The 19,361-nt window shown below is 45.0% G+C and carries 22 protein-coding genes; 13 read left to right on the top strand and 9 right to left on the bottom strand.

Going from position 1 to position 19,361, the window contains the following annotated elements:
• Positions 1 to 147 precede the first annotated feature (147 nt).
• Both ACFOEK_RS10400 and efpL read left to right on the top strand, forming a co-directional pair.
• Positions 148 to 879, top strand: coding sequence for a transporter substrate-binding domain-containing protein (locus tag ACFOEK_RS10400; RefSeq protein ID WP_386720188.1), 732 nt, complete (start codon positions 148 to 150; stop codon positions 877 to 879).
• A 166-nt stretch (positions 880 to 1,045) separates the two neighbouring features.
• Positions 1,046 to 1,621 (top strand): elongation factor P-like protein EfpL, encoded by a 576-nt coding sequence (gene efpL / locus ACFOEK_RS10395; RefSeq protein ID WP_386720185.1) that lies wholly within the window; start codon positions 1,046 to 1,048, stop codon positions 1,619 to 1,621.
• Between the two features lie 108 nt (positions 1,622 to 1,729).
• Here efpL and katG read toward each other — a convergent pair whose 3' ends face one another.
• Positions 1,730 to 3,934, bottom strand: coding sequence for a catalase/peroxidase HPI (gene katG / locus ACFOEK_RS10390; protein WP_386720182.1), 2,205 nt, complete (start codon positions 3,932 to 3,934; stop codon positions 1,730 to 1,732).
• 193 nt (positions 3,935 to 4,127) lie between these two features.
• Here katG and ACFOEK_RS10385 point away from each other — a divergent pair, with 193 nt between their 5' ends.
• From ACFOEK_RS10385 to ACFOEK_RS10370, 4 genes are all read left to right on the top strand, one after another.
• Positions 4,128 to 4,817: a TetR/AcrR family transcriptional regulator gene (locus tag ACFOEK_RS10385; RefSeq protein WP_386720179.1), complete on the top strand. Its 690-nt coding sequence runs from the start codon at positions 4,128 to 4,130 to the stop codon at positions 4,815 to 4,817.
• Positions 4,818 to 4,820: 3 nt separating this feature from the next.
• Positions 4,821 to 5,051 (top strand): tautomerase family protein, encoded by a 231-nt coding sequence (locus ACFOEK_RS10380; protein ID WP_386720176.1) that lies wholly within the window; start codon positions 4,821 to 4,823, stop codon positions 5,049 to 5,051.
• Positions 5,048 to 6,049: an NADPH-dependent aldehyde reductase Ahr gene (gene ahr / locus ACFOEK_RS10375; protein WP_386720174.1), complete on the top strand. Its 1,002-nt coding sequence runs from the start codon at positions 5,048 to 5,050 to the stop codon at positions 6,047 to 6,049. The genes ACFOEK_RS10380 and ahr overlap by 4 nt, the downstream gene beginning before the upstream one ends.
• Before the next feature lie 62 nt (positions 6,050 to 6,111).
• On the top strand, positions 6,112 to 6,540 hold the full coding sequence (locus ACFOEK_RS10370) for a hypothetical protein (RefSeq protein ID WP_386720171.1): 429 nt from the start codon (positions 6,112 to 6,114) through the stop codon (positions 6,538 to 6,540).
• Here the strand turns inward: ACFOEK_RS10370 and ACFOEK_RS10365 are convergent.
• Together ACFOEK_RS10365 and ACFOEK_RS10360 are read right to left on the bottom strand one after the other, a co-directional pair.
• On the bottom strand, positions 6,494 to 6,970 hold the full coding sequence (locus tag ACFOEK_RS10365) for a MarR family winged helix-turn-helix transcriptional regulator (protein WP_386720168.1): 477 nt from the start codon (positions 6,968 to 6,970) through the stop codon (positions 6,494 to 6,496). The genes ACFOEK_RS10370 and ACFOEK_RS10365 overlap by 47 nt on opposite strands.
• 11 nt (positions 6,971 to 6,981) lie before the next feature.
• Positions 6,982 to 7,641, bottom strand: a complete 660-nt coding sequence (locus ACFOEK_RS10360; protein ID WP_386720165.1) for a cytochrome b/b6 domain-containing protein — start codon at positions 7,639 to 7,641, stop codon at positions 6,982 to 6,984.
• Positions 7,642 to 7,760: 119 nt separating this feature from the next.
• Here ACFOEK_RS10360 and ACFOEK_RS10355 point away from each other — a divergent pair, with 119 nt between their 5' ends.
• Positions 7,761 to 8,195 carry a cytochrome c gene (locus tag ACFOEK_RS10355; RefSeq protein WP_386720162.1) on the top strand — a complete coding sequence of 145 codons (435 nt, stop codon included), beginning with the start codon at positions 7,761 to 7,763 and terminating at the stop codon, positions 8,193 to 8,195.
• Between the two features lie 12 nt (positions 8,196 to 8,207).
• Positions 8,208 to 8,711 (top strand): hypothetical protein, encoded by a 504-nt coding sequence (locus tag ACFOEK_RS10350; RefSeq protein ID WP_386720159.1) that lies wholly within the window; start codon positions 8,208 to 8,210, stop codon positions 8,709 to 8,711.
• A gap of 78 nt (positions 8,712 to 8,789) precedes the next feature.
• On the opposite strand, the gene ACFOEK_RS10345 is transcribed toward ACFOEK_RS10350, so the two are convergent.
• Positions 8,790 to 9,302 carry a hypothetical protein gene (locus ACFOEK_RS10345; protein ID WP_386720156.1) on the bottom strand — a complete coding sequence of 171 codons (513 nt, stop codon included), beginning with the start codon at positions 9,300 to 9,302 and terminating at the stop codon, positions 8,790 to 8,792.
• Positions 9,303 to 9,583: 281 nt separating this feature from the next.
• On the opposite strand from ACFOEK_RS10345, the gene ACFOEK_RS10340 reads away from it, so the two are divergent.
• Positions 9,584 to 11,233 (top strand): hypothetical protein, encoded by a 1,650-nt coding sequence (locus ACFOEK_RS10340; RefSeq protein WP_386720154.1) that lies wholly within the window; start codon positions 9,584 to 9,586, stop codon positions 11,231 to 11,233.
• Between the two features lie 19 nt (positions 11,234 to 11,252).
• On the opposite strand, the gene ACFOEK_RS10335 is transcribed toward ACFOEK_RS10340, so the two are convergent.
• A complete protein-coding gene (locus ACFOEK_RS10335) occupies positions 11,253 to 11,840 on the bottom strand; it encodes a hypothetical protein (protein ID WP_386720151.1) in 588 nt (195 codons plus the stop codon).
• Between the two features lie 21 nt (positions 11,841 to 11,861).
• Positions 11,862 to 12,071: a hypothetical protein gene (locus ACFOEK_RS10330; protein ID WP_386720149.1), complete on the bottom strand. Its 210-nt coding sequence runs from the start codon at positions 12,069 to 12,071 to the stop codon at positions 11,862 to 11,864.
• 215 nt (positions 12,072 to 12,286) lie between these two features.
• Here ACFOEK_RS10330 and ACFOEK_RS10325 point away from each other — a divergent pair, with 215 nt between their 5' ends.
• Positions 12,287 to 13,165: a hypothetical protein gene (locus tag ACFOEK_RS10325; protein WP_386720146.1), complete on the top strand. Its 879-nt coding sequence runs from the start codon at positions 12,287 to 12,289 to the stop codon at positions 13,163 to 13,165.
• 45 nt (positions 13,166 to 13,210) lie between these two features.
• On the opposite strand, the gene ACFOEK_RS10320 is transcribed toward ACFOEK_RS10325, so the two are convergent.
• The gene (locus ACFOEK_RS10320; RefSeq protein WP_386720143.1) at positions 13,211 to 14,125 is read right to left on the bottom strand and encodes a LysR family transcriptional regulator; all 915 of its coding nucleotides are present in this window, start codon (positions 14,123 to 14,125) and stop codon (positions 13,211 to 13,213) included.
• Between the two features lie 110 nt (positions 14,126 to 14,235).
• Here ACFOEK_RS10320 and ACFOEK_RS10315 point away from each other — a divergent pair, with 110 nt between their 5' ends.
• Both ACFOEK_RS10315 and ACFOEK_RS10310 read left to right on the top strand, forming a co-directional pair.
• Positions 14,236 to 14,643, top strand: coding sequence for a VOC family protein (locus ACFOEK_RS10315; protein ID WP_386720140.1), 408 nt, complete (start codon positions 14,236 to 14,238; stop codon positions 14,641 to 14,643).
• A gap of 110 nt (positions 14,644 to 14,753) precedes the next feature.
• On the top strand, positions 14,754 to 15,851 hold the full coding sequence (locus ACFOEK_RS10310) for an alkene reductase (RefSeq protein ID WP_386720137.1): 1,098 nt from the start codon (positions 14,754 to 14,756) through the stop codon (positions 15,849 to 15,851).
• Between the two features lie 19 nt (positions 15,852 to 15,870).
• Here the strand turns inward: ACFOEK_RS10310 and ACFOEK_RS10305 are convergent, their stop codons facing one another.
• Complete coding sequence (locus tag ACFOEK_RS10305) at positions 15,871 to 16,821, bottom strand: LysR family transcriptional regulator (RefSeq protein ID WP_386720134.1); 951 nt, start codon at positions 16,819 to 16,821, stop codon at positions 15,871 to 15,873.
• A 96-nt stretch (positions 16,822 to 16,917) separates the two neighbouring features.
• On the opposite strand from ACFOEK_RS10305, the gene ACFOEK_RS10300 reads away from it, so the two are divergent.
• Positions 16,918 to 17,991 carry an alkene reductase gene (locus tag ACFOEK_RS10300; protein ID WP_386720131.1) on the top strand — a complete coding sequence of 358 codons (1,074 nt, stop codon included), beginning with the start codon at positions 16,918 to 16,920 and terminating at the stop codon, positions 17,989 to 17,991.
• A gap of 124 nt (positions 17,992 to 18,115) precedes the next feature.
• Here the strand turns inward: ACFOEK_RS10300 and ACFOEK_RS10295 are convergent, their stop codons facing one another.
• Positions 18,116 to 19,162 (bottom strand): alpha/beta hydrolase, encoded by a 1,047-nt coding sequence (locus tag ACFOEK_RS10295; RefSeq protein WP_386720128.1) that lies wholly within the window; start codon positions 19,160 to 19,162, stop codon positions 18,116 to 18,118.
• Positions 19,163 to 19,361 lie beyond the last annotated feature (199 nt).

The raw sequence follows: 19,361 nt of genomic DNA, 5'->3' as shown, positions 1-19,361 counted from the left end.
TATTTCTATGCCCTTCTCCTCTTATTCCCCTTTCTCCTAACGGCACGTACTCGATTATCTCCTGCCCATTCAAGCAACACTCTGTACCACACTTGCGAAGCCAACCATTGCTACTAATCTCATTACTAATAATCAGGAGTAATTACGATGATTAGAGCTTTGATTTCTACCCTATTCTGCTTGCTATTCACAGTAAGCAGTCACGCCCAAACACTCACCATTGCTCAAGATCCTTGGCCGCCCTTTGTGGATGAAGATGCCGCTGGACAAGGGCTTTCCATCGAAATTGTTCGAGCAGCTTTGGAGCCAAAGGGCTACCAGATCAAAATGAATTTCGTTCCTTGGGCACGCGCATTGAACGGCGTTAAGAATGCACAGTATGATGTCCTAGCTTCCGCCTGGTTTACTCAAGAGCGAAGCGAATACCTAGCCTTTAGCGATGATTACCTATCAAACGAAATAAAGTTCATCATGAGATCCAAGGATTCTTTTCAGTACAACGGAATGGACAGCCTCACAGGTAAAAACATTGGCGTCGTAAGGGGTTATGGCTATGGAGATGAATTTTTAAATGCGACCAACTTTAAACGCCATGAAACCAAAGATTTAGTATCCAACGTTAAAAAGCTAGTCGCTGGACGAATTGATCTCACATTGGAAGACGAACTTGTTGCTAAATCATTACTAGCAAAAGAAGCCCCCGAAATGCTCGGCAAAATTACCTTTGTGACCAATCCCCTATCGACCAAACCCATGCACATTGCTGTAGGCAAGAAAAACCCTAAACATCAACAAATCATCCAGGATTTCAATCAAGGCTTGAAAGAAATAAAAGCCAGCGGAAAATTCCAAGAGTTGGTCAATAAGTACATCAAATAGTCCGTTCCCTCCACTTTCATCGCTATGGATACCTCCTACACTCCGCCATAGCGATGAAAGCTCTAAACAAGCCTCTTCATCTCCCTCTTTTCATGATAAATTAGGCACTTTTTTAACTGGGGTCACACGCCCCAATCTATAAGAGACTTGTATAGGAAAAGTAGCCATGCCGAAGGCAAGTGAAATTAAAAAGAATCAGGCCATCGAATTTAACGGCCGTGTACTTATTGTTAAAGACATCGAGCGTTCTGTACCACAAGGCCGCGCAGGTGGCAGCATTTATCGTATGCGTATGTACGACGTTGTAACGGGTGGCAAGGTTGACGAAACCTTCAAAGATTCTGAAATGCTGAACCTGGCAGATCTCATTAAGCGTCCTGCAAGTTTCTCTTACATTGATGGTGAAGAATATGTATTCATGGACAATGAAGACTATACGCCATACAACTTGAACAAAGCGTCCATCGAAGACGAAGTGCTTTTCATTACTGAAGAGACGCAAGGAATTTACATCGTTGTGGTTGATGGCGCTGCTGTTGGCCTAGAACTTCCACCAAGTGTAGATTTAGTGATCGAGCAAACCGACCCATCTATCAAAGGTGCTTCTGCAACCTCACGTACAAAGCCTGCAACCCTGTCTACTGGCTTGACGGTTCAAGTACCTGAGCACATTTCAACGGGTGATCGCATCAAGATCAATACCGAAGAACGTAAGTTCATGGGCCGAGTGGATTCTAAGTAACATTCGCTGAGAACGTAAAAGACCAGCCAATTTGGCTGGTCTTTTTTTTGGGGCTACGGCTTACTTAACTATATAAAGCTCAATCACATAAACTAAGCCAGATAAAAATTAAGCAACATCAAAACGATCTGCATTCATCACTTTGTCCCAGGCGGCAACAAAGTCCTGAACGAAGCGTTCTTTGGCATCATCTGAAGCATAGACTTCTGCCAATGCTCTTAATTGCGAGTTCGACCCAAAGATCAAATCCACACGAGTGGCTGTCCACTTCACTGAACCGCTGGAACGATCCACGCCTTCAAAGACATCTTCTTTGTCAGAGACAGGTTTCCATGCAGTCGCGATATCCAACACATTCACGAAGAAGTCATTGCTTAACGCGCCTGGCTGCTTAGTTAGCACACCACGATTGGATTGATCCGCATTAATGTTGATGGCTTTTAAGCCGCCCATTAGCACGGTCATTTCTGGTGCCGATAGCCCCATAAGCTGAGCTCGATCCACTAGCAAGTCTTCTGATCTCATTGCGATGCCGTCAGCCACGTAATTTCGAAAGCCATCAGCAATCGGTTTAAGCACGTCAAACGACTCAACATCCGTTTGTTCTTGTGTCGCGTCAGCACGACCCGGAGTGAACGGAACCGTCACTGAGAAACCGGCTTCTTTCGCCGCTTGTTCAATACCGGCACAACCACCCAAGACAATCAGATCCGCTAAGGAAACCTGCTTACTACCAGATTGGTTGAACTCAGCTTGAATTGCTTCTAACTGACCTAACACCTTGGCGAGCTGTTGCGGTTGATTCACCTCCCAATCTTTTTGCGGTGCCAAACGGATTCTTGCGCCATTAGCACCACCACGTTTATCCGAGCCACGGAACGTAGACGCGGACGCCCAAGCCGTCGACACCAACTCAGACACGGATAGTCCAGACGTTAGCAGTTTAGCTTTTAAATCCGCGACATCTTTGTCATCAATCGAAGATTGTGTTGCCTTAGGAATCGGATCTTGCCAAATCAACTCTTCCCCTGGCACCAATGGCCCCAGGTAACGAGCAATTGGCCCCATATCTCGGTGTGTTAACTTAAACCAAGCACGGGCAAAGGCATCCGCAAACTCGTCCGGGTTTTTATGGAAGCGCTCAGAAATCTTGCGGAATTCAGGATCTTCTCTTAACGCCATGTCGGCGGTGGTCATCATAATGCCAACCCGCTTACTCGCATCGCCTGCATCTGGTGCCATGTCACTTTCAGTTAACCCTTTTGGAACCCACTGATGGGCACCTGCCGGGCTCTTCGAAAGCTCCCATTCGTAACCGAATAACACATCAAAGTAACCGGTATCCCACTTCACAGGGTTTGGCGTCCAGGCGCCTTCGATGCCACTGGTAATGGTATCGCTGCCTTTGCCGCTGGCATGACTGCTGATCCAGCCCAAGCCCATTTCTTGTAATGGCGCTGCTTCTGGTTCAGGTCCCACATGTGCAGCATCGCCAGCACCGTGCGCCTTACCAAAGGTGTGACCGCCCGCCGTCAACGCCACGGTTTCATAATCGTCCATCGCCATTCGACCAAAGGTATCGCGAATGTCTTGCGCTGACGCCAGAGGATCAGGATTACCATCCGGCCCTTCCGGGTTCACATAAATCAAGCCCATTTGAACCGCTGCAAGTGGATTATCCAGTTCACGATCCCCAGAGTAACGGCTGTTCTCTTTCTCACTGGTTGCTAGCCATTCACCTTCAGCTCCCCAGTAGATGTCTTCTTCCGGCTCCCAAATATCTTCACGACCACCACCAAATCCAAAGGTCTTAAAGCCCATGGATTCCAATGCACAGTTACCGGCCAGAATCATCAAATCAGCCCATGACAGTTTCTCGCCATATTTCTGTTTGATTGGCCATAACAGACGACGCGCTTTATCCAGGTTCCCGTTGTCAGGCCAACTGTTCAGTGGCGCAAATCGCTGTGAACCCGTAGAAGCGCCACCTCGGCCATCCGACGTTCGATAGGTTCCGGCGCTGTGCCATGCCATTCGAATAAACAAAGGCCCGTAATGGCCGTAATCCGCTGGCCACCAATCTTGAGAATCGGTCATCAACGCATAAAGATCCTGTCTGACAGCGTCTAAATCGAGACTCTTAAACGCCTCAGCATAGTTGAAAGCTCCCTTCATCGGATTCGATAAATTGGAATGCTGATGAAGAATGCTAAGATTCAACTGATTCGGCCACCAATCTTTATTACCTGTCCCACCACCAGCTGTGTGGCTCTTGTGTGCTCCTGAAAATGGGCACTTATTGCTATCAGACATAACGTCTTCTCCCCAACATGATCTGAATTTTTGAAAGCCTTTATAGTTATAGATAGGCAAGGCTGAACTCACCAATTGAATTCCTTAATCCCTCCGATTGATAAGGATTATGAGACTAAAAAACAGTCAGTTGACTTTCTTATCAATACAAAGTTAACATGTGTTAACTTAATCATTATTTAGCCTCTTATCCATGACTTCAGAATCGACAAATAACAGTTTAGCTAGCAATTTAAATAACAGCCCAAGCAGCACTTCGAACAGTACAAAAGACATCATTTTGGAACGTGCTCTAGAGCAATACATGGAGGTGGGCTACAAAGGCTTATCCATGCGAAACATTGCGCAGAGAGTGGGCATTTCAGCGACTGCAATTTATCGTCACTACAGCAATAAAGAAGCTTTGTTCCATCAGATCATTAAGACCGGATTTGGAACCTACACAAGTTATTTGATGCCAGCACTAGAAGAAAAAACGGCGGAAAAACGATTCCATCAGACACTGGAAAACGCACTCAATTTTGTTTTGGATCACCCAAAATACTTTGAGCTGATCTTTGTAAAATCCGACACCAAAGATGAATTAGCCAACCACGACGATTTAAGAAAAGACTCGAAAATCTCCTTCGATTTTTACAGCGCTCGTATTCACGAATGCATCAAAGAAGGCGTGTTTAAAGAGGATCATCCCGGCGAAGTATCCGTTCTACTACTCGCCTCCTTTACCGGATTTTTTTCACTCTATATTGGCGGACTGCTTCCACGCTCAGAAGACGAAGTAAGAGCGCTCTACTGGCGAACCGTAAACCGAATTCTTAACGGTATCGCTTCGAACTCAAACGCTTCAAAGACCAATGTTTCTAAAACCAAGAAAGAGGATTAACCCATGCCAGTGATAACCTACAACAGTGTAGAAAATGCCTTAACAGAAGAGCAAAAAGAGCAACTCATCCAGGCATTAACCAATGCCGTGGGTGATGTACTTGGAAACAAGATCAAAGCCAATGCCTGGGTCATTCTTAATGAATCCCCGGAAGGTAACTTTGCCATTGGTGGCAACCCCATCACAGCCAACATGCTCAAGAGCATGCAGAAGAAGCAAGGAGAACCCTCATGATTAAAGCCTACGCAGCCTTTGAACCATCAGGTGAATTAACGCCGTTCGAATACGATCCGGGTGAGCTGGGACCAAACGACGTAGAGATCAAGGTGGAGTTCTGCGGCATCTGCCACAGTGACCTGAGCATGTTAAACAATGAATGGGGAATGACCTCCTACCCGTTCGTTCCAGGGCATGAAGTCATCGGCACGATTTCCGCTGTCGGCCATCAAGTCACCCAGTTTTCTGAAGGCGATTTAGTTGGCTTAGGCTGGCACTCGGACTATTGCCACGACTGCCGAAGCTGCAACACCGGCGACCATAATCTTTGCGATGAAGCTGCAGGTACCATCGTTGGCCGGCATGGAGGCTTTGCTGACAAAGTACGAGCAGACGCCACCAGTGTCGTAGCTTTACCGAGTCATATCGACAAAGCCATTGCCGGGCCGCTGTTCTGTGCTGGAATTACCGTATTCAACCCCCTAGTGCAATTCAATATCAAACCCACGGATCGTGTAGCCGTAATTGGCATCGGCGGGCTGGGTCATTTGGCACTGCAATTTTTAAACGCCTGGGGATGTCATGTCACCGCCTTTACCTCTTCTGAGCAGAAACAAAAAGAAGCCTTGGAAATGGGTGCCCATGCCGTCATCAACTCAACCGACAAAAACGCCATTAAAGCAGCGGCCAAACAATTCGACCTGATCATCTCAACAGTGGATGTAAAGCTCGACTGGAATCGGTACATCAACACCTTGGCCCCGAAAGGTCGCCTTCATTTTGTGGGTGCCACCCTGGAACCTCTGGACATCAGTGTGTTTGGTTTGATGGACGCACAACGTTCCGTTTCAAGCTCCCCGGTGGGTAGCCCTTCAACCATCGCCACCATGCTGGACTTTGCGGGTCGTCATGACATCAAGCCCATCATTGAAGAATTTAGTTTTGATCAGATCAATGATGCGATGAAACGACTTGAAAGTGGGGATGCACGTTATCGCATTGTGTTGAAACGCTAAGAAGAAAATACAAAGAAAAACGCTAATAAAAACAACTGACAGACCACTCGACGAGGTGAAACATGATGTTTACCGGCTTACTTATAATCAATGCCATCTGGTTTTCGATGGCTTTTCACACCTTTTCCATCAAGCACCGTAGCTTTGCAAAAGTCGTCACCCCAAGAGAGCAACGAAGCCATCACTTATTTGATGTATTGGCTGAATCCGGCCGCTTTCTGGGCGGGATGAACTTCGCCTTTGCTCTTTGTAACATTATGCTGTTATTGAACCTGGATCTCTTTCCGAATGATGCTCAAAAAGCCTTCTTGTTGTTCATCTTCGGCATCGCCCATGGTTCCCAGTTCATCTTCAATGTCCCGGTGGCGTTAGAAAACCGAAAAGGCGGTGGTGTCTGGCAGGTATTCAAAATGCCAATGTTGTTCATCTTTGTAACGGACTTCATCACGATGGCGTTGAATTTGCTCGGTGCTGGTTACTATATCCTGTAGGCTGAACTGAGCTGACCATTTTTTTCAGCAGATGAATCAATTGCTCTCGCTCTTGCTCATCCAAGACACTCAGCAGCTCTTGATTCACGGCTACCGGAATGGGTAACAGCGTATCCTTCAATGCTTTGCCCTTTTCAGTAAGGTAGATTCGGAAAGATCTACGACTGGCCGGATCAGGTCGTCGCTCGACCAATTCAAGTTTCTCTAGCTTATCTAACGTTCGTGTAGTGGTTGAGTTTTCAACCTTGGATTTGATTGCGATATCCCGCTGAGTCACGCCTTCCTCTTCCCACAAACACATCAGAGTTGGCCAGAGCGCTATGGTTAATCCATGCTTTTTTAACTCAGTATCAAACATTTTTGAAGCCTGCCCGGCCATCACATTAATCAACCAACCAAAGCTACTTTGACGATCAAACTCAACACTCATTTAATTCAGTCTCACATTATTGAAGGCGCAATAATTGCCATAGTAACGAATAGTGAAACAACTAGCATCAAAAGTGCTCGGGTATTGGATGCTATTACCACTTCTTTAGCTGCATTGCCTTGCTTAAACAAGATATTTGCTTTCTGATACCCAACAACCATGGCCCATACCAAGGGTTTCTTGCAGAGTTTATAGAAAGCGATCGCCATCAGGTGCACTAAGACCAACCCGATCAAAAGGTAGGCCAAATAGAAATGGGCATCTTCAAACCAACTTAACGTAGTGTCACTGATCAACAGCTCGGGTAACAAAGCGGAATCAATTAACCCCGAAATCAAAAGCCCCAAACAGCATTGAAGCAATAAGGCGGTAATCATAAGCGCCACCATCCAACCACCCGCAGGGTTGTGCCCTATGCTGTGTTCAGCATGTGTTGAACCCTCTCCCTTGAGGTAGGTAACAACCGCTTTAGGTGATTTTACAAATTGCCTAAAGCGACTGGTTTCACTCCCAACAAATCCCCAACTGATGCGCCATACAATCAGTACAAACAGACTGATTCCCAGAACACTATGCATATCCTCCTTCGAAAAACCGCTAGCCAGTAATCCTACGAACAAGACTGCCTGAACCCAGTGATAGAGCCGTGTTGGTAAATCCCAAACTTTCATACCTTCCCCCATAAGTAACTTTGATTCAAAACTTAACAAATAATTTACACTGCAATAGTTGCATACGCAACTATTGCAGTGTAAATTTCATTCAACTCAACTTTCGGAGATAAAAAATCATGAATAAATTGCTGTTAATAATCGCCCTAGTATTAGGATCGTCACAGCTCAATGCCCAGGAGTTCAATCAGGAGATTGAAGCTCGACAAAACCTGTTTTCCGAGATCGAAGAGAAATCCGACTGGGTAGAAGACGAATTGGAAGAAGACTCACCCAACTGGCAAGACATTGAAAACGCATCAGAAACGTTAATTAAAAATACACAACAGCTAGAAACGCTCTTCGTCACAGGCAGTCACGAAAACAGCCGGGCCAAGGCATCAATCTGGGAAAACCACCAAGAATTCAAAAACGCCTTAAACGAGATGTTGATTGGCTTTGAATCGCTGCACCACGCCAGTAAATTGCAGAAGTTAACAGCCGCAGAATCAGGTCTGGAGCAAGCTCAAGACACCTGCAACGGCTGTCACCGTCGATATCGTTCTTTATGGTAGGGGCAAAATACAATGACTAAGCATAAAATCATGACAAGACAGAAAATCATGACAAGACAGAAAATCGTAACAATACATGCCACCACCTCTACCTTGGCGTTACTACTGATTCTGAGCTTTTTCCTCAGCACTTCTATCTCTGAACTCATGGGTAATCAAGAACTGATAACCCAGGTCAAATCAATTATTTTCTATGCAATTTGGCCACTACTTCCCTGCATGGCAATAGCGGGTATCACAGGCAACAAGTTAGCGGGGAAAGCCACCAAAGGGCTAATTGGAAACAAGAAAAAGCGTATTCCTATCATTGCGGCCAATGGCATTCTGATATTAATTCCAGCCGCTATTTACTTAAAGACACTGGCCGTCAGTGGCACTTTCGACACCAGCTTTTATCTGGTACAAGGATTAGAACTTTTCGCCGGTTTTACTAATCTGGTTCTGATGAGTTTGAACCTCAGAGATGGATTAAAGATAAAGCATGCAAAACTAAAAAAGCACCATCTCAAGGAGTAAGTACCTAAGGAGCCAAGGATCACATTACTAAAAACGCCCATTCGGGCGTTTTTCCAAGGCTGTCTCTGTTTCTCGATATTAGTTTTTGCTTAACCGCTTACCAGCCCCCTTTAATAGCGCCTTACTATAGACAACATGTAGGCCTGTGGTTGCATGAAAGAGAAAGCCGAACTCACCAGGTCCATTCTTTGTTTGCGGCGGTACCACCACAGAACCAAAATACAACCGGGTCTTGGTTTGCTGGTCATCACTGATGTCCTCAGTTTTTAACCAGGAACGCGTCTTGTTCATAAAGTCGCTCATCAGAATTTGGTTCTCTCCTCGAGCTTCCTCATTCCACGACGAGAACTGGGTCCGCTCTCCTTTGGCCAGCGCCTTGGCTTGCCCATCTGTCGAAGGCTTTCGAACCACCAAAGCCAAAATCTTACGCTCCAACTTAAACAAAGGCGTGGTGTAGAAGGCTTCAACATATTCTTCAAACGAGACCTTCTGAGGTACATCCAGAAAGAAACAATCGGTATAAGCACCTTTTGCTTCGTAGTGTTTAGACAATGCGCTATCCGGTAGCGCTGAACGTTGAACCTCACTCAATTTGAGCCTCCTTGTCCTCTAGTTATGTGAAGCAGAGAATCTGCCACAACCTAATACTAATTACCTACTACAAAACAACGATTCAATATTACTTCGCCCCCTTTCTGATCGGTTATTGGGCACCATGGCTAGTATCCGTCCAACTTATCAGGATTCTAATTAACTAAACAGTCAAAAAGGTGATAAGAAACGCTAAAGTTAAAAACATACTGGCCGTTATGGTTAGTATTCATTTATTACATTTAATTCAGCGCATTTAATGTTCACGGAAGGACGGTTTTATGACAAACACTATCAATACGTCTCAACTTCAACGGTTAGCCAACGGCCAAGAGTTGAAAGAAGGCGTTGCTCCTAAAGTAACGATGTCAGAAGAAACCAAAGCCAAAATGCAGGCCAGCATTGCTGAAGCCAAAGCACAGCAACCTTCCAAACCCGTCGAGCTTCCATCCGTAACCGTAGAAATCTCAACCGCGCCTATTAAGGTCGAACCTAAGATTGAATTTGAAAGCGGCGTTCTACGTTATACCCCCGAAGGTGACCCGGAATATCTTCACCGAAATGAACTACTCGCCGCTGAACTGGAAGCCCAAGCCAACAGAAAAGAATTCAATCCAACGAGCTACCTGGCCAATATTACAGAACTGGATCTATCGAAAGGCTCGTACAAAGACGGCGTTCGCAATTATGCAGGTTTTCTTCCGTATGATATGGAAGGCAACAGACTCACTGCCGACTACAAAGGCTTTAACAAAGCACCTGTTGTTGCCTCCTTCAGTCTGGATATCGAAACCAAAGACGGCGACAAAGTCACTATTACCATCAATAAAGAAGACGGCGGTACGCGCTTCGCAGGTGGAAGTTTTGCCGGTATCAAAGGTTCTTCCTTTGAATTCGATTTTGAAGGTGATTTGGATGAGGATGAACTTGAAGCCATTCAAAATTTGGCGATGGATTTAAGCCAATCCGCCGGTGCCTTCTTCAATGGCCAAGGCATGGCACAACTGAATGGCCTTGAAAGCTTTGATAAGAATGAGCTTTCCAGCTTTGATCTATCTCTGAATAGCCAGTTCTATAATAGTGAAGCTGAATTCCACTTCGAAATTGATAAACACTCGGGCAACCAAACCTTAGAAGCCTCGCAATTTGGTTTGGAATACAGCATTACGGTGGATAAGAATAACCAGTTGGTAGACAAAGAGGCCAACCAAAGTCTTCAGTTCCAATCCTACTTGGCAATGATTGACCACATGGCTGAGTCTTACCAAATGCCAGAGCTGAGAACATCACAAGTTGCTTCCTTCTTTAAAGATGGTTTTTCAACCGCACTGGGCTTTACCCTAGGCGAAGACTATGAAAGCAGAGAAGACGACACAACATTGAATGATCGCCAACTTAAAGTTGCTCAATCAACACTCAGCGGCTTACCGGACTTTGAAGCCAGCTTCTTTGGGACTCGAGATATCATGCCAAACCTTGAGAAGCCCACTGAACGATCCTTTATGTCGCTAGAAATCCAACAAGAAACCAGTGTTCAAAAAGGGCTAAACAACAAAGGTCGCTACGCTGAGATTACTCAAGCGTCCACCTACGAATTGGATGTTAGACAACATAAAGCACTGCCTGGTCTTGATATGGTGGACTTCAAAAACCAAACCTACCGTTATGAAACCATGAAAGAAGAAGGCGCCCTTCTCCGTTCCATCAATGTCCAAGACGACGGCAAGGTCAATTCTGGCAAAGTAACGCATGCACAATCCAAAGAAGAAACCATGGTCGAGTATCAAAATGGTGACGTTACTGATCAGAAAGAGTCAAAAGAACAGTTTGCTCAATCGCTTAATACTACTGAGCTCGACGTATTAAAGGACGACAAGTTAAATCGTCAACTGGGGCTCTATAAAACAATTGATACCTTATTGGGTGATTGATCGGCTGTAATTGGTCAATTCACTCAAAATACGTATTAAGTATCTTTTCAAGCACCCCCTCGTCTTTCTTTTGTTGAATGACATCATTGAGGCGATTCCTTAATGCTTCACCTCTTGGAGAGTTACGAGAGAGATAGATATGGAACGTACTCTGCGGAATATCCTTTAACGGAAAATACCAAACGTCTTTCGGTAAGGTATTTTGATCAAGTGAATGCGCCCCTAAAATCGGTTCAATGCTATTCACAAACACATCACAACGTCCCAAGGAAAGCATCTTCAAAACGGCTTGAGGTGTCTTAGCAGAACTGAGCACCTCCTTATTCTTGTTTACTTTCAAGCGAATGTAATAAATCTCATCACTGTAACCATGAACATTGTACAAAGTGAGCGTATCCAAATTATTAAGTAAGAACTCTGACGAAATATCCGGATAGCGTGTCGTCGAATAAAACAATCCTTGCTGAGTCTGATAAATTGCATCCGTCACCCAATACTCTTCATTGCGTTTTTCATTAAAACTGGCATTGGTAAAGGCTTCAATTTGGTGAGTCGTACTAAAGTTCTTAACCGAGGTAGTACAGCGTTTCCAAGGCATTAATTTCATCGAAAATGATATATCCAATTCTTAAAACAACAGTTCAAGAATAGCCATGGATGCACCGGTTATTTTGGTGGTTTTCCTGCCCTGTTGATCACGTTCAAGAAATAAGAAAGGTGGCCACTCTTCCAGCCCATCACAAAATCGCACAGGAGAAGATCCAAGCTCAGACGCAGATAACTTGGACAAAACACTTGATAACAGGATCAAGCTAACGGAGAGAAAAAGCGCTTTCATACAGCCTGGATGTCACCCAGAAGTGACCAGCAAACGGATTCAAAGAAATTACTTAGAAGGCTAGTTCATTGGAAGGAGAACACCAAGCTACTAACAATGCTTGGCACGAAACATTTGAAAGATATCAATAATCTCCAAATAGTTTCATTTACTTAAATCGCATGAATTAATTAAAATACGGCGCACAAGAATAATTAAGCTAAGGAATAGCCCTAATGAAACTTACTAATACACTAGCAACTTTACTAACTCTGGCTGTGCTGGGAGGTTGCAGTAGTTCAAGTGATTCTAATTCTTCAACTGGGGCAGCGAAAGTTGCCGGAGAATCGTCTCTATCAGGTACTTGGTCACAAAGCTTTCCTTTAGACCTGACAAGTCAAAATGACGAAGTAAATATTGTTCATAATAAATCAGTGTTAACAGAATCAGGGCAAACAGCTGAAATAGCATCCTGTTTTTTAGATCCCTCAAAAACATCTTATGATATTGAGAATTCAACTCTAAATGCTCGACCAATCACTTTTGGGAACACAACTATTACGCCATCTAGTTACGAAATTATTAGCGATACAGAGTTAAAAGAAACAGATTCAGGCGATGCCTCTCGAATACTAAATAAGATGTCGAATTACTCAGCTATCAGAGACAGCTTTATCGATCTTGAAATTGAAGGAATACAATCCATAACAGATCAAGCTCCAACATGTATAACCGCAGGTATCCAAACAAGAGGTAACGGTTCAGGTATCGATGTTTATCGATCGTTAGATATTCGATTTGACGCTGACGACTCTATCTATGTATTAAACATTATTTATCCTAAATCAATGACCGTAGGCACTTATGAAGTAAACTCATCTAAATTAACCCCAGAGGGTGAGTTTGCCGATGTTGAGCTCCGCTCCAACAATACCGAGATTACTGAAGCATTTGGAACCGAAAACCTATTCCCAATCCAATTTTCTGGAGCATCATCTTCTAGACAAGAAATAGAGTTTTATCAATTAGATGAGAAAAAATGTCTGGAGCCTTTGATCTACTATTTGCTGACGAACAATCTAATGAAGTACGAATTCAGGGTGAGTTCGAGTTAAACTTTATTGATTAGTCATCTAGGGGCTTGATGAGGAAGAAATTCCTCAAGCCCCCTTTTCCATCCACTTTGAGAAGAACTCTAAAAACGTTTTGACCTGACGAGGTTGATATTGCCGACTCGGGTAAATGGCTTGCAGGCCAACACTGTTGCTGTCCTTTTGACTGAAGCCTCGAACATACTGCTCCAGCACCAACACTAGCGTTCCGTTTGCGATATTCTGTTTCACATCGATCAGTGATTTCAGAACAATACCGTGCCCTTGCAGTGCCCAGTTACGAATGACATCGCCATCCGAGCAAGACAGATAAGGCCTGACTTTTAGGGTATTGCGTTTGTTGTCGGATTCGAAATGCCATTCATTAAGCAGCTGTCCTTGTCGTTCTAACACCAGACATTGGTGATGTCTCAAGTCCTCTGGAGTCTGTGGTTCACCATGTCGTTTTAAGTATTCAGGTGAGGCACATAACACGCGACGATTATCTGCGATGGGACGGCTGACCAAGTTACTGTCTGGTAAATTTCCAAATCGAAAGGCCAAATCTACCCCTTCATCAATGATATTGATCAGACCATCCGCCAGCTTTAGATGCACAGAAACCTTGGGATGCAGTGCAGCAAACTCTGCAATGGCTGGCGAAACACACTGACGACCGAAATCAGACGTCGCAGCAATGCGCAAACTGCCCTCAAGCTCTTGCTTTGATTCTTGTAAAAGATTCTCGGTATACGCAACTTCCTCTAAGACGTTTAAACAGCCGCTATAGAAGCGTTCGCCCGCCTCGGTAAGTGCAATATTGCGAGTATTTCGCGTGAGTAAACGTGTCTTATAACGCGTTTCAATTTGGTTTATTCGTGCCGTCATACTTGCAGGTGACAGGCCCAGTTTGCGCCCTGCGGCCGCTAAGCCACCTGCTTTAACCACATGAACAAACAGCTCCATATCGTCGATTTTCGCCATGATTATTCAGTTTTTATAAATAGTCTTTTAACCATACAACCAATTATCAAAAAATCCAAAACAGTTAATCTTTAACCTATAGAACTTAAGCGAAAAGAAAGGAGCCGTTTATGCGACTTAATCACGTGCTGATCATGACCACTGATTTATCAGAAATGACGACATTCTTTTGTCAGGCGTTAGCGCTAACGGTGGGTGATCGGCCAGCTTTTGAGTTTGATGGCGTTTGGCTGTATGACGATCAAAACCTGCCCTGCATTCATCTCGCTGACCGTTCTGATATTAATGCGCATCAGGCAGAGTATTTACGCCAACCTAAGGGTTCAAACCTTCATTCAGGCTTGGACACCATCGATCACCTGGCCTTTAGTTCGAAAGACTACCCGACGCTTATTCGCCGGCTAGACCAACACCAGATTCCTTACATCGAACGAGACATCCCCGAATCTGAAGAACATCAAGTATTCGTGTTCGGCCCGGATGAACTGAAAGTCGAAATCGTATTCAGCCGCGATTAATGGCTTTCACACCCACGCAGTTAGCTTCCTTTAGAAGCCAGTAAATAACAGTCAGTAAATAGCACCCAGCAAACAAGGCAAAACAAGCAAGATTAGAGAGGAATAAAAAGATGACAAATCCATTATTTGAATCCGCTGCCGTGAGCAACTTCACGACCAAAAATCGATTGGTCATGGCTCCTATGACTCGTTCTCGAACTCAACAACCGGGCGACATTCCCACCGAGTTAATGGCAACCTATTATGCGCAACGAGCAAGTGCTGCTTTCATTGTTTCTGAAGCAACACAAATTTCCCCACAGGGTAAAGGCTATTCCTTTACTCCTGGTATCTTCACATCAGAGCAAATTAACGGCTGGAAAAAGGTCACTCAAGCCGTTCACGAAAACGGCGGACGAATATTCTCTCAACTATGGCATGTTGGCCGTATGTCGCACCCATCCTTTCACCCAGATGGGAAACCGGTCGCGCCATCTGCATTAGCGCCTGATGCTCAGGTGTGGGTCGTTGGTGAAGACGGTATTGGACAAATGCTCGATTGCCCGGAACCACGAGCATTAAGTAAAGAAGAAATCCAATCCATCGTGGTTCAGTATCGTCAGGCTGCACTTAATGCCATCGAAGCTGGCTTTGATGGCGTAGAAATTCACGCCGCCAATGGCTATTTAATCGACCAGTTCATTCGTAGCACCTCAAACAAACGTGAGGATGAATACGGCGGAAGTATCGAGAATCGACTGCGCTTTGCGTTTGAAATTGTTACTGCAATCAGCGACGCCATAGGTGCAGAACGTACCGGAATTCGACTCGCGCCCTTCATTACCCAACGAGGAATGAACGATCCTCAAGCCGTGGACGCCATCTTACTCGCGTCTAAAAAGTTCGAAGAAATGGGCATTGCTTACATTCATTTGGCCGAAGCCGATTGGGATGACGCGCCCGTTGTGAGTGATGACTTCCGCATCCAGCTACGCCGTAACTTTTCAGGAGCCATCGTGGTCGCAGGCAACTACAACGAAGAAAGTGCATCAGAGCTGATTAACAATAAACTGGTGGACTTCGTTGCCTTTGGACGGAAGTTCCTCGCCAATCCGGATTTACCCTATCGACTTGAACATCGACTGACACTCAATGAGATATCAGACCCGTCCACCTTATTTGGAGGGGATGAACGCGGCTACACAGACTACCCTGCCTATCAAGGTTAACAAGGCTTAAATCAAGTCCTCAAAACCTGCATTTTGTCGAATTGAGCAGTTCCGGCCCAAAGCGGAACTGCTCTTTCATCGAAAGGATGTGTTCCAACATGGCTTCCAAACGCCTAGGTTTATTGAGTCCCGAGCGATAGACCAGATAAATAGGCATAGGCACCGCATGCCACTCCGGTAAAACCCGTACCAATTTTCCTTCATTCCATTCGCAGACCAATTCATTTGCAGGAATTTGAGCAACCCCCAACCCTGCAATGGCCGCACTTTTTAAGCCTTGTATATTGGAACAGGAAAAATTACTTGTGACACCCACAGACACCGTGTCTCCTTCAGACATTAACGTCCATGGTGTACTTTCAGCATTGCGTTGAAACCGAAGGCAATTATGGTGAACCAAATCCGAGGGTTGTTCAGGGTAGCCATGCTCTTCGAGATACGCAGAACTTGCGACCAATACTCGTGTTGAATAGCCGATTTCCTTAGCCACCAAACGATCGTCAGCCACTTGCCCTACTCGCAAGGCAAGATCAAACCCTTGAGAAAACAAATCATCAAAGTCATAAGACAATTCCAAAGACACCTTGATCTTTGGCCACTGTTTCATGAAAGGCGACAACACATAGTTGGTAAAGAAACCGCCTAAGGTGGGTGGCGCTGAGATCCGCAGCATCCCCTGTACTTGCTGCTCCATTTCCTGAACGTCTTGAGTCAGCGCTTTAAACTCATTCACCAGCTGAGCCGCTCGATTAAACACGATTTGTCCGGCTTCGGTGATCTGAATTTTACGGGTCGATCGCTCCAGTAATTTAGCTTCTAGATGATCTTCAAGTTTTGTGATGGCCTTACTCACCGTCGATTTAGGCAAGCCCATTAACTCTGCACACTGAGTTAGGTTCATTTGCTGACAGGTCGTTACAAAAACCGACAAGGTTCTAAAATCAATAGTTTCTAAATTACGAACAATCACTTTCTAATTACCCTATTGTTTCACCAACAGGCAAACCATACTCTACACCCATCAACGACTCAAGCGTTTACTCATACATTTTTCTGGAGCTCTTCCATGACCGACACACTTAACATTCTTTCTGAAATCCAACTGGGTGATATCAAACTAAAAAACCGTGCTTTGATGGCACCACTCACCCGCGCTCGCGCAGTTAACCATGTACCAACTGACATGATGGCCGAATATTACGCGCAGCGTGCAGGCGCCGGTTTAATCATTGCGGAAGCCACCATGGTAATGGAAGGCAACTCAGCATTTATGAATGAACCAGGCATCTATTCTCAAGAACAAATTGAAGGTTGGCGCAAGGTGACGGATGCAGTTCATGCCAATGGCGGTAAAATTGTTCTTCAACTCTGGCATGGTGGTCGTGCTTGTCACCCGGATCTTAACGACGGTAAAACACCGGTGGCAGCAAGCCCATTAGCGATCACGAACGATGAAGTTCACACCCCGAACGGCAAAAAGGCGTACACCGTACCTCGCGCATTGGAAACCAATGAAATTCCAGGCATTGTTGCAGGCTTCAAACAAGCCGCCATAAATGCCAAAGAAGCCGGCTTTGATGGTGTCGAAGTTCACGGTGCGAACGGTTATCTCCTGGATAACTTCCTTCGTGATGGAACAAATCAGCGCGATGATCAATACGGTGGTTCCATTGAAAACCGTGCACGGCTGCTGTTTGAAGTTCTGGAAGCCGTGATCGACGTGTGGGGCTCAGGCAAAGTTGGCTTGCGTACTTCCCCTCTTAACAGCTTCAACAGCATGATAGACAGTGATCCGGTTGCCTTAACCACTTGGTTGGCCGAACACTTGAACCAGTTCGACTTGGCCTTCTGGGATCTAATGCGCACCGACTTCTTAGGGCAACAATCCGGCGATGTGATGACGCCAGCACGCAAGCTGTACAAAGGGAATTTGATTGGCAACATGGGCTATAGCCATGAAGAAGCGTCTGCATCCATTGGTGAGAATCAACTAGACGCCGTCGCTTTTGGCGTACCTTTTATTGCTAACCCGGATTTGGTTGAACGCTTTGCAGCCAATGCAGAGCTTAATGAGGCTGATCCAACTACCTTCTACATGGGCGGTGCGGAAGGTTACACAGATTATCCGACCATGAATTAATAGTCGCTATGTCTAATAAATAAGATCTAATAAATAAGATCGAATAAACGAGATCTAATAAAACGAGCCCCTGTTAAGCATACTCAGGGGCCAGTTTTTTAATGCTTAGAAAGACATGCTCTGATTAGTTCATGTAAGCATTTGACCAAATTAACATGTCTTTATACACACGGTTTCTGACAACTTTTTTGGATAAAGTTAGGTCGTGAACACCACCTTCCACACGAATTTCAGTCACATGTTTACCCAACACATCTGAAATACGATTGATGTCTTTTACATCCAGAATCACATCCGTCTCCTGGAACTCATCTCGCCAGAAATTAAAGAATGGCGTTGAAGATTGGGTTGAATACATCACCAAAACAGGCACCTGAATATCCAACCCTTTCTGAAGGCGTTGCTGAGCATCAATCACGCCTTTCAACCACCCCCAATAGATCGGGAAGCTATAGATAGGCTTCAAGTTCAGATCGTAATCCCACTCGCCTCGCTCAGACACATGAAGCGACTCGCCGTACTGAACGGGGATGGTCATGCCCGTTGCACCAAACGGGTTAATTGACGCAATTGACTTCAATACTTCAGGCAACAAGTAGTAGGAATTGATGTTCAAGAACGCATCATTGATATCGAAAAACGGCCCGTTATAGACAATGGCGTCGAATGGCTGATCGAATGAACTGCTGTTCTGACGATCCACCGTATACAGCGCAGTAATCAGGCCACCCGTTGAATGGGCATTAAGCAGAAGTTTTTCGTTACCTTCGTCATTGCGTATGATCGAAACAGCGGCATCAAGTTCTTCATAAAACTCCGACACGTCAAACATAAAATTTGGATGCTGATGATCCATTAAAGAACGACCGTGCTTTCTCAAATCTAACGCATAAAAGTTATAACCCTGGTCGTTATATTGCTGAGCCAATTCTTCCTGGAAGAAATAATCAACAAAACCATGAACATACAGCACCGCTTTTTTAGTCGATTCTGGTGCCAGCTTACGCACTAAATGTGCGGTAACAGCACCATCGTAATCATCCGGAAAATACAGCGTCTTATCATCAAATCCATAAAGGCGATCAGCCTCCCAATCTGATTGGGATACCAACTCAGCCTGAGCGATACAAGACAACAAAAGAAAACCAACAAAGGTCATTACTATTCGCATTATTCAATCCTTTACAATGTATGACGAGACAAGCTTCTCCGAGCTTTTCAGCCTCAATGAATACGCCTTTTAAAAGGCGAAGCGATTAAACCAATGCTTGAAAAGAACGTCCCCACCCATTTGGGTAGGTCTGCGGACATTAAGATAAGAAATGAGGACTGGTTAGCACTCGACTAACGCTTTGGGATTCAATTTATTC

Source organism: Litoribrevibacter euphylliae (assembly GCF_042646085.1).
Taxonomy (GTDB): domain Bacteria; phylum Pseudomonadota; class Gammaproteobacteria; order Pseudomonadales; family Litoribrevibacteraceae; genus Litoribrevibacter; species Litoribrevibacter euphylliae.
The sequence above is the reverse complement of the archived record's forward strand: the minus strand, read 5'-3'. Positions and strand labels throughout refer to the sequence as shown.

Excerpts from the sequence above, each read along its gene's own strand:
- ACFOEK_RS10400 (WP_386720188.1), top strand. The coding sequence starts at position 148 with ATGATTAGAGCTTTGATTTCTACCCTATTCTGCTTGCTATTCACAGTA.
- efpL (WP_386720185.1), top strand. The coding sequence starts at position 1,046 with ATGCCGAAGGCAAGTGAAATTAAAAAGAATCAGGCCATCGAATTTAAC.
- katG (WP_386720182.1), bottom strand. The coding sequence starts at position 3,934 with ATGTCTGATAGCAATAAGTGCCCATTTTCAGGAGCACACAAGAGCCAC.
- ACFOEK_RS10385 (WP_386720179.1), top strand. The coding sequence starts at position 4,128 with ATGACTTCAGAATCGACAAATAACAGTTTAGCTAGCAATTTAAATAAC.
- ACFOEK_RS10380 (WP_386720176.1), top strand. The coding sequence starts at position 4,821 with ATGCCAGTGATAACCTACAACAGTGTAGAAAATGCCTTAACAGAAGAG.
- ahr (WP_386720174.1), top strand. The coding sequence starts at position 5,048 with ATGATTAAAGCCTACGCAGCCTTTGAACCATCAGGTGAATTAACGCCG.
- ACFOEK_RS10370 (WP_386720171.1), top strand. The coding sequence starts at position 6,112 with ATGATGTTTACCGGCTTACTTATAATCAATGCCATCTGGTTTTCGATG.
- ACFOEK_RS10365 (WP_386720168.1), bottom strand. The coding sequence starts at position 6,970 with ATGAGTGTTGAGTTTGATCGTCAAAGTAGCTTTGGTTGGTTGATTAAT.
- ACFOEK_RS10360 (WP_386720165.1), bottom strand. The coding sequence starts at position 7,641 with ATGAAAGTTTGGGATTTACCAACACGGCTCTATCACTGGGTTCAGGCA.
- ACFOEK_RS10355 (WP_386720162.1), top strand. The coding sequence starts at position 7,761 with ATGAATAAATTGCTGTTAATAATCGCCCTAGTATTAGGATCGTCACAG.
- ACFOEK_RS10350 (WP_386720159.1), top strand. The coding sequence starts at position 8,208 with ATGACTAAGCATAAAATCATGACAAGACAGAAAATCATGACAAGACAG.
- ACFOEK_RS10340 (WP_386720154.1), top strand. The coding sequence starts at position 9,584 with ATGACAAACACTATCAATACGTCTCAACTTCAACGGTTAGCCAACGGC.
- ACFOEK_RS10335 (WP_386720151.1), bottom strand. The coding sequence starts at position 11,840 with ATGAAATTAATGCCTTGGAAACGCTGTACTACCTCGGTTAAGAACTTT.
- ACFOEK_RS10330 (WP_386720149.1), bottom strand. The coding sequence starts at position 12,071 with ATGAAAGCGCTTTTTCTCTCCGTTAGCTTGATCCTGTTATCAAGTGTT.
- ACFOEK_RS10325 (WP_386720146.1), top strand. The coding sequence starts at position 12,287 with ATGAAACTTACTAATACACTAGCAACTTTACTAACTCTGGCTGTGCTG.
- ACFOEK_RS10320 (WP_386720143.1), bottom strand. The coding sequence starts at position 14,125 with ATGGCGAAAATCGACGATATGGAGCTGTTTGTTCATGTGGTTAAAGCA.
- ACFOEK_RS10315 (WP_386720140.1), top strand. The coding sequence starts at position 14,236 with ATGCGACTTAATCACGTGCTGATCATGACCACTGATTTATCAGAAATG.
- ACFOEK_RS10310 (WP_386720137.1), top strand. The coding sequence starts at position 14,754 with ATGACAAATCCATTATTTGAATCCGCTGCCGTGAGCAACTTCACGACC.
- ACFOEK_RS10300 (WP_386720131.1), top strand. The coding sequence starts at position 16,918 with ATGACCGACACACTTAACATTCTTTCTGAAATCCAACTGGGTGATATC.
- ACFOEK_RS10295 (WP_386720128.1), bottom strand. The coding sequence starts at position 19,162 with ATGCGAATAGTAATGACCTTTGTTGGTTTTCTTTTGTTGTCTTGTATC.